Source organism: Pseudoalteromonas sp. 5Ae-yellow (assembly GCF_014077565.1).
GTDB lineage: Bacteria > Pseudomonadota > Gammaproteobacteria > Enterobacterales > Alteromonadaceae > Pseudoalteromonas.
The window spans coordinates 1-8,200 of record NZ_JACGWD010000114.1; the positions used below are offsets into that span (position 1 = coordinate 1).

6 protein-coding genes are annotated in these 8,200 nt (G+C 39.5%); 5 read left to right on the top strand and 1 reads right to left on the bottom strand.

Annotated elements, in window-relative coordinates; all coding sequences use genetic code 11:
- Nucleotides 1–505: 505 nt before the first annotated feature.
- The 4 genes from H4J63_RS19105 to H4J63_RS19120 all read left to right on the top strand — a co-directional run bounded on the left by H4J63_RS19105 (nucleotide 506) and on the right by H4J63_RS19120 (nucleotide 6,648).
- Complete coding sequence (locus H4J63_RS19105; protein WP_033028599.1) at nucleotides 506–1,546, top strand: Glu/Leu/Phe/Val dehydrogenase; 1,041 nt, start codon at nucleotides 506–508, stop codon at nucleotides 1,544–1,546.
- A 185-nt stretch (nucleotides 1,547–1,731) separates the two neighbouring features.
- Nucleotides 1,732–2,370 (top strand): chloramphenicol acetyltransferase, encoded by a 639-nt coding sequence (locus tag H4J63_RS19110; protein ID WP_182198007.1) that lies wholly within the window; start codon nucleotides 1,732–1,734, stop codon nucleotides 2,368–2,370.
- Between the two features lie 168 nt (nucleotides 2,371–2,538).
- Entirely contained in the window at nucleotides 2,539–3,363 is an 825-nt protein-coding gene (locus tag H4J63_RS19115) for a M90 family metallopeptidase (RefSeq protein ID WP_002961680.1), read from the top strand.
- Between the two features lie 105 nt (nucleotides 3,364–3,468).
- Nucleotides 3,469–6,648 (top strand): amidohydrolase family protein, encoded by a 3,180-nt coding sequence (locus tag H4J63_RS19120; protein WP_182198003.1) that lies wholly within the window; start codon nucleotides 3,469–3,471, stop codon nucleotides 6,646–6,648.
- A gap of 138 nt (nucleotides 6,649–6,786) precedes the next feature.
- Here the strand turns inward: H4J63_RS19120 and H4J63_RS19125 are convergent, their stop codons facing one another.
- On the bottom strand, nucleotides 6,787–7,128 hold the full coding sequence (locus H4J63_RS19125; protein WP_002961684.1) for a hypothetical protein: 342 nt from the start codon (nucleotides 7,126–7,128) through the stop codon (nucleotides 6,787–6,789).
- 150 nt (nucleotides 7,129–7,278) lie between these two features.
- On the opposite strand from H4J63_RS19125, the gene H4J63_RS19130 reads away from it, so the two are divergent.
- Nucleotides 7,279–8,031 carry a Nif3-like dinuclear metal center hexameric protein gene (locus H4J63_RS19130; protein WP_182198005.1) on the top strand — a complete coding sequence of 251 codons (753 nt, stop codon included), beginning with the start codon at nucleotides 7,279–7,281 and terminating at the stop codon, nucleotides 8,029–8,031.
- The last annotated feature ends 169 nt before the right edge of the window (nucleotides 8,032–8,200 follow it).

Here is an 8,200-nt window from a genome sequence, read left to right on the forward strand (position 1 = left end):
GGCTTGCTCAATCGGCGTTTAGAAAATAAGCCGAAGGGATAGAAGAATACAGGAGCCGTATACGAGGCCCGTACGTACGGTTCTGTGAGAGGGATGAGGCAAAAGCCTCACCCTACTCGATGTTTTTTTAAATAGAGTTATTAGTAAGTTTACAGCTCTGACCAGTTTGCGAAAAAGCTCACTTTTTACTGAAAACCTATAGGCAGCAGTACGTGTCGGGCAAGTAGCACTTGTATATTAAACTTTACATACAACAATTATATTACGTTCACGTAAACGTAAGTTGGTGTGGTTTTTATATTTATAGTATTTAAAACTTACAAATAACGATTTTGTGAATTTTTTATCTATAAAATAGTTTTAATCCGGTTATTTAATTTAAGCTCGATGTTTTCATTGGTTTTATCTTCTGCGAGTATAGCGAACTCGAATATGAAATGATAAAGTCTCGGCAATTTCCAGCGCGCATACCCTCTCACGGGTTAACTATTTCGGAGTATTTTAAGTGGCTGTGTTTAATCGAGTTGAATTTGATAACCATGAACAAGTGGTTTTTTGTTCTGATGAAGAGTCGGGTTTAAAAGCAATTATTGCTGTACATAATACCAACCTAGGTCCTGCTGTTGGCGGATGTAGAATGTGGGATTATGCGAACGACGAAGATGCTGTTTATGACGTGCTACGTTTATCAAAGGGCATGACTTATAAAAATGCAGTTGCGCGCTTACCCTTTGGTGGTGGTAAATCTGTAATTATAGGTAACGCGAAAGAAATTAAATCTGAGCAATTATTCCGTGCATTTGGCCGCCAGTTAGAGCGATTAAATGGCAGCTATTACTCAGCAGAAGATGTAAACATCACATGTGCTGATGTAGCTATCATGAATAAAGAAACTAATTACGTACTGGGCCTTGAAGGTAAAAGCGGTAACCCATCGCCATTTACAGCATACGGTACGTTTTTAGGAATTAAAGCAGCGCTACAGCATCAACGCGGTCATCAAAATTTTGCAGGTGTGAAAGTGGCTGTTCAAGGTTTAGGTGCTGTTGCTTATGGTTTATGTAAACATTTACATGATGCGGGCGCTGAGTTGTTTGTAACTGATATTAACCAAGCTGCCATTGACCGTGTAGTCAGTGATTTTGGCGCAACTGCGGTTGGCATTGATGACATTTACGACTTAGATGTTGATGTTTATGCACCTTGTGCATTAGGTGCAACCGTTAACGATTTAACGATACCGCGTTTAAAAGCGACTATTATTGCAGGCTGTGCTAACAATCAGCTGGCAGAATCTCGCCACGGTGAAGTTATTCGTGAAAAAGGCATTTTATATGCACCAGATTACGTAATTAACGCCGGTGGTATTATTAATGTTTATTATGAAACAGCGCCAGATGGTTACAGTGCAGCAGCGTCTAATAAACATGTTGAAGGTATTTTTAATACGTTAACTGAAATTTTTGCTCGCAGCGAAAAAGAGCAAAAATCAACGCATTTAATTGCTGACGAATTAGCCCAAGAGATCATTAAAAACGGTCTATAAATTTAAGCTAAAATGCAATAAAGGTGTGCAATTGCACACCTTTTGTTTATCTGTAAGTTAAGGGGTGTTGATCTTTGCGGATTTAACCTTGAAAGATCAACAGACCCTAATGCAATTATTACTGAACAGCGGTACACTTTATTTTTAATTTTGTGCGGCAAATTATGACTCCCTCAATTTCTCTCATGCAGCCCATCGATTTAGATAATTGGCCTAGAAAGCAACACTTTGAATTATTTAAACACTTTTCTCAGCCTTATTTTAATGTGTGTGTGCGTTTAGATGCTCAAGCACTTTACGACTATTGCAAAACCAATCAATTTTCTTTTTTTCAAGCGTATGTATATTGCACCTTAAAAGCGTGCCATGAGTACGATTCAATAATGCTACGTATAATAGATAATCAACCATGGTTACTTAATAGTGTTCGCGCAAGTGTGGTTGAGTTGTCTGAAAACGATACGTTTGTTTTTAGTTATTTTAATAGCGCAAGCGATTTTAAAGAGTTTGCAAATCATGCAAGTGACGTAAGCAAAAAAGCGAAATTACAGCCGTTATTCTCTGATGCGTTTGCCCAAACGGAAGGGCAGGCAGACTTAATTCATATTTCTGTTTTGCCGTGGCTGAATTTTAGTGCGTTTTCGCATGCATTTAGTGAAGGTGAGAGTTTAGGTATTCCTAAATTTGTATTTGGTCAGTTTGATAAACACACAGGCACAATGCCTTTAGCTATTGATGTACACCATTCATTAATGGATGGTTTGCACGTAGCAAAGTTTATAAACACATTGCAGAATACATTTGACACCTTTTGCAAAGTTTAATCTTAAAAGTCACCATTTTAACGGTAGTGCAAAGCAGTAAGTAATTTATAAGTAGTTTATAGGTCATACAATTCGAATTACTTTATATTCAAATACATAACCTTATATGCTTGAAAAGCACGTGTGCTGGACATATTTATATACCATACCTTAGCTCAGGAAATCCCCATGATAAATGGACTGTTAATTGTTGTTTTAATTCTTTTTGTGGTGATTTTCTGGCGTTGGCCATCAATTCAAAACCGATTATGGCGCAGTAAATATAAAGACTTTGCTTTAAATTCGCAGCAAAAAGATATTTTACTGCGTTGCATGCCCATCTATAAAAAAATGACCGACGCTGACAGAGAAAAGTTAGAGCGACACATAACGTGGTTTTTAAACGAAAAACGCTTCGTTGGTTGTGATGGCTTAAGGCTAACGTCTGCAATGAAGTTAATTGTTGCCGCCGATGCGTGTGTATTAGTGCTTAATAAACCGTGGCCGTTATATAGAAATGTAAAAGAAATTTTATTATACCCCAGTGCTTATTATGCTCCGCAATCAACTCGCGATAGTGCAGGACTTGTGAGTTACCATAATACGGTAAGGCTAGGCGAGTCATGGCCTGGCGGCACACTAGTACTCAGTTGGCATGACGTGCTTGAAGGTAACCGCTTGCCAAGTGATGGACATAATTTAGTTTTTCATGAGTTTGCGCATCAACTCGATCAAGAAACAGGTAAAACAACGGGCACACCCATTTTAAAAAGCTCAGCAGATTACAAAGAGTGGGGCCGAGTATTTAGCCGTGCTTTCACCCAGTTGAAAAGTCATGTTGCTTATAGCATGCCACATGTTATTCACAGCTATGGTGCGACTAACGAAGCTGAGTTTTTTGCTGTACTCACCGAAACCTTCCTCGAAAAACCCGCAGAGCTTCGCCGATACGATCCTGAAATTTATAGTATGCTAGTTAATTACTATCAATTTGACCCTATTGTTTGGCATTAAACCTACATAAACCGCGCTTTATCATATAACGCTGGCAAGTTGCGTTTGTTTTTGTTGCAATCATGTGAAATAGTTTTTACTGCAACAATAACAAGCGAGAAACGCATGAAAAAAATGCTTCATACAGTATTAGCATTGTCGGTGTCATTAGCGATAGGGCAGGTAAATGCCGCTGAAAAAGACGAACAAAAATGGCAAGTAGATTCACCAAAAGGGCAATTTGTTAACGCTGCAATTAGCGTTGAGCAAGGCACATGGATGAATATAGATATTAGCCCTGATGGTAAAACTGTGGTGTTTGACTTACTTGGCGATATTTACACTATGCCAATGAGTGGTGGTACAGCTACAAAGCTCACCTCTGATATTGCATGGCAAATGCAACCACGCTTTAGTCCTAACGGCAAAAGTATTGCGTTTACCTCCGACCAAGGTGGCGGCGATAACATTTGGATAATGGACTTAAATGGCGAAAATCAACACGCTGTTACCGATGAAACCTTTAGGTTATTAAATAGTCCTGCATGGAGTCCTGATGGCGACTACTTAGTTGCGCGTAAACACTTTACAGCTAGCCGCTCATTGGGAGCAGGTGAAGTGTGGTTGTATCACAAAGCCGGTGGCAAGGGCGTACAGCTTACAAAACGCGAGAACGATCAAAAAGATTTAGGTGAGCCAATGTTTTCACCGGATGGTCGTTATGTATACTTTTCGCATGATGCAACACCCGGTAAAACCTTTCATTATTCAAAAGATTCTGTAGCGGGTATTTATAAAATTAAGCGCTACGACCGTGAAACGGGTGAAATTGAAACCATAATCGATACGATGGGCGGTGCTATTAGGCCTACACCGTCACCTGATGGAAAAAAACTGGCGTATATAAAGCGTGATGATTTTCAAACTAGTCTTTATTTATATGACTTAACCAGCGGTGAGCACACTAAGCTTTACGATAAGCTTGAGCGAGATATGCAAGAAACATGGGCTATTCATGGTGTATACCCAACTATTGCATGGACACCCGATAATGAAGAACTGGTATTTTGGGCTGGTGGCACAATTCACAAGCTAGATGTTGCAGACAGATCTGTAAAAACCATTCCTTTTAAAGTGCAAACAAGTAAAAAAATTCAAAAAGCGGTGCGCTTTACACAAAACTTAGATACTGATGAGTTTGATGTAAAAATGCTGCGTAATGTGCAAGTAAGCCCAGATGGCGAAACGGCAATTTTTGAAGCGCTTGGGCATATTTATAAACGTGATTTAGAGTCGGGTAAAATTAAGCGTTTAACAAAGCAAACTGATCATTACGAATTATTTCCACAGTACTCTCGCGATGGTAAAAAAATAGTTTACACCACATGGGATGATAACAAACAAGGGTCTGTAAGAGTGGTGTCTGCGCGCAGTGGTCGTGGCGATACAATAACTAAAGAGCCTGGTAAATATGTAGAGCCAACGTTTAGCCCAGATGGTAAAACGGTTGTTTATCGAAAAGCTACTGGCGGCAATATTTTAAACCCTAAGTGGTCACTTAATCCGGGGGTTTATAGCGTAAGCGCTAAAGGCGGTAAAAGTGAACTTATTTCAAAAAGTGGTTATCAACCACAATTTGGAGATGCAAGCGATCGCGTTTTTATAATGAGTCCTTGGCCAAAACCAACGCTTAGCGTAGTTGAGCTTGAAAGTAAAAAAGTTCGCAAACTGTACGAGTCAGAACATGCGACAGAATTTAGAGTATCACCAGATGGGCAATACCTCGCTTTTGCTGAGCGATTTAAAGTATTTGTAACGCCGTTTGTTCAAAGTGGTAAAACAATTAATATTGGGCCTAAAGACAGTCAATTCCCAATAGAGCAGTTATCGGTGCGTGCTGGTGAAAACATTAGCTGGAGTGCTAAGAGCAACAAACTTTACTGGACATTAGGGCCTGAGCTTTATCATGCAAGCCTTGAAGGGATGTTTGCCATTAACAAAGCTGAGGATGCCGACTTTAAAGTGAAAAGTGGCGATAATATCGGTTTCAGTAAAAAAATGGCAGAGCCTAAAGGCATGATTGCGCTCACTGGTGCAAAAATTATTACTATGGATGGCGAAAAGGTTATTGAAAATGGTGTAATTATCACTGATGGCAAGCATATTAAAGTAATTGGTACAGCCAGTGAGATAAGCATCCCTAAAGGTGCTGAGGTTATTGATGTAACAGGCAAAACAATTATGCCTGGTATTGTTGATGCTCATGCACATGGCTCGCAAGCAAGCGGTGAAATTATACCTGAGCAAAACTGGAAAAACTTTGCAGGTTTAGCGCTGGGTGTAACTACAATTCACGATCCATCAAACGATACCTCAGAAATATTTACCGCAAGCGAAATGCAAAAGGCAGGCATGATTGTTGGTCCGCGTATTTTCTCAACGGGTACTATTTTATATGGCGCAAATATGCCAGGTTATACGTCGCATATTGACTCGTTAGACGATGCTAAATTTCATTTAGAGCGCCTTAAAAAAGTAGGGGCGTTTAGTGTTAAATCGTATAACCAGCCACGCCGAGAGCAGCGCCAACAAGTTATTGAAGCAGGCCGTGAACTTGAAATGATGGTTGTCCCTGAAGGTGGCTCATTATTACAACATAACTTAAGTATGATTGTAGATGGACACACAGGTATTGAGCATTCAATCCCTGTAGAGAACATATATGACGATATAAAGCAGTTATGGTCGCAAAGTGATGTTGGTTACACACCAACACTTGTAGTGGCTTATGGTGGCATTTGGGGTGAGAACTACTGGTACGATAAAACTGATGTGTGGAATCATCCACGTTTAAGTAAATTTGTGCCAAAAAATCAATTATTACCACGCTCTATGCGCCGCATTAAAGCGCCCGATCATCACTATAATCACTTTAATAACGCACGCGTTGCTGCTGAGCTGCAAGACCTAGGTGTATTAGTTAACTTAGGTGCGCACGGTCAGCGTGAAGGCTTAGGTGCACACTGGGAGATGTGGATGTTCGCACAAGGCGGAATGACACCGCTTGAGGCAATACGTGCATCAACACTCGATCCGGCTAAGTATTTAGGACTTGATAAAAACGTAGGCTCGCTTGAAGTGGGCAAACTGGCTGATTTAATGGTTATAGATGGCGATCCGCTTAAAAATATTCGAGATTCGGATAAAGTAGATTACACCATGAGCAATGGTCGACTATTCAATGCAGAGACAATGAATGAAGTGGGTAAAAAAGAACGCGAACCATTTTATTTTGAAGAACTGTAATTTATTTTAAACTTTTTAAAGCGGCTACATAGCCGCTTTTTTTAGCCTTACACAACTTATAAAGCTTTATGTTTTTGGCAAATAACGGATATAAAAAAACCGCTTAACGCGGTTTCTTTTAAAAATCATAAATGTTGATTAAACAACACCGCGCGGTAAGCGACAGTCATGATCTTTACGAGCTAAAATTACAATCCAAAGTTCTTCCGCTGTGTAACCTTCTTCATTTTCGGTAACAACAGTGAATGGCGCTTTTTTCTGTGCTTTAACAGGAGCAGCTGCTTTTGGTTTTTTCGTTTTAGTTGTTTTACCAGAGTTTAATTTTTTAGTAAGCTCTGCTACGTCAGCTAGGCGTAAATTTTTACCGCCATCAATGCTGTACCAACCAGGTTTAGTTGTGATTTCAGGTTTTTTACCATTGGCAGTTTCGTACGCTGCTTCAAAGGCAGATAACACTTCTGTTTTGTCTAGTTTGCTCATCAGAGACCCTATACGTTGTGAACACAGATAAAGAAGAGGTATTTATACCTATTTTAAAACAGTTTTTCAATTTTTTGCGATTTTCCTTCCATTTTAGGGCTATAAACGCCAAAATTTGCACAAAATTCAGTGCTAAGTAAGGTAAGTTATATGCAACGTAGAGAATTTAACCAACTCCTAAATGACATTTTGAAACCTCATTTAATAAAAGATTTTTGCCCAAATGGCTTACAGGTCGAAGGTAAAAACGAAATTAAAAAAATTGTGACGGGTGTAACCGCAAGTCAAGCTTTAATAGAAGCTGCCATTGAGCAACAAGCAGATGCTATTTTGGTTCATCATGGTTTTTTTTGGAAAGGGGAATCTCAACCAATAACGGGTATGAAAAAGCGTCGCATAGGCGCGCTACTAGCAAACGATATTAATTTATTCGGCTATCACTTACCACTCGATATTCATCCAGCAGTTGGCAATAACGCGCAACTTGCAAAGTTATTGGATATTGAAATTGAAACAGGGCTAGAGCCAACTTCAAATAGCGTAGCAATGAAAGGGCGTTTAAAAACACCATTAAGTGGTGAAGATTTTGCAGATAAAATTGCAAAAGTGCTTAATCGAACCCCGCTCACAAGCTTAGTACGCTCAGCTAAAATAGAAACCATTGCACTGTGTACTGGTGGTGGGCAAGGATATATTGACTTAGCAGCAGAGCAAGGCATTGATGCTTATTTAACGGGTGAGGCATCGGAGCAAACAATTCATAGTTCTCGTGAGCAAAACATTGATTTTTTTGCTGCAGGGCATCATGCAACAGAGCGCTATGGTGTAAAAGCTCTGGGTGAGTTACTTGCTCAAGAGCATGGTTTTGATGTGACATTTATAGATATAGATAACCCAGTTTAACTAGGCTATCTATTAGTTAACCTGAACTCTAATTGAGATAGATTTATTATCCAGAGTTCATATATGGTCTCCTCCAGTATTGCAAGGTGTCATTCAACGATAGCAGGGACAGGTTTGCTGTCATATATACGGTCTTTTAGTGAAGATTATTACTTCTGACCTTGATGTA